General features: G+C 43.5%; 1 protein-coding gene. It reads right to left on the bottom strand.

Annotation, left to right across the window (positions count from 1 at the left end; genetic code table 11):
* Positions 1-194: 194 nt before the first annotated feature.
* Positions 195-701: cytochrome c1 (locus tag ACTHSP_RS21185; protein ID WP_440346903.1), on the bottom strand; the 507-nt coding region annotated here is incomplete at its 5' end.

The raw sequence follows: 701 nt of genomic DNA, 5'->3' as shown, positions 1-701 counted from the left end.
TCTTTTCAGACGGCCTTAAGCCTTATAAAAATTCAGACAGAATTATACATAATTTCAAACACTTAATCCAGAAATTTAACATATCATATTGTTTATATTAAGTAATTTTAAAATTTACATTATTTTTGCATAAACCAATTTCACAAACAAAAAAGGCAAACCTGAAACAGGTTTGCCTTTTTGATTCAAAAGAATTAGTGAACGTCTTTCCAGAATTCTTTTTTCAGGAAGTAAGCCAATGGCAGCATTACCGCAAACAGGAATGCCAGAACCATGTAGCCGATGCGGTGGCGTTGCAACTGAGCAGGCTCACCCATGTACACCAAGTAGTTCACCAAGTCGCGTACATAAGTATCGTACTCTTTTTGGATTACTTTACCGTTAGGCAGGCGACGGCTGTGCAGACCGGTAGATTCCCAATACAACTTAGGAGTCAGGTTACCATGCTCGTCTTTAATCATAACGGGCTGACCTTTGGCATCCAACTCAACGGCTTGAACACCTTGTTGCTCCCACAATGGGTGAGGCATACTCGCACCGGCCAAAACAGTATTGTTCCAACCGTTCGGACGAGTTGGGTCTTTATAGAAGCCGCGCATATAGGCGTACAGGTAGTCTGCACCCTTAGAACGGGCAATCAGGGTCAAATCCGGCGGAGGCGCACCCAACCATTTGGAGGCATCTTTCGGATCCATTGCCGC

The sequence above is a fragment of the Neisseria sp. P0001.S005 genome (genome assembly GCF_051963715.1).
The sequence above is the reverse complement of the archived record's forward strand: the minus strand, read 5'-3'. Positions and strand labels throughout refer to the sequence as shown.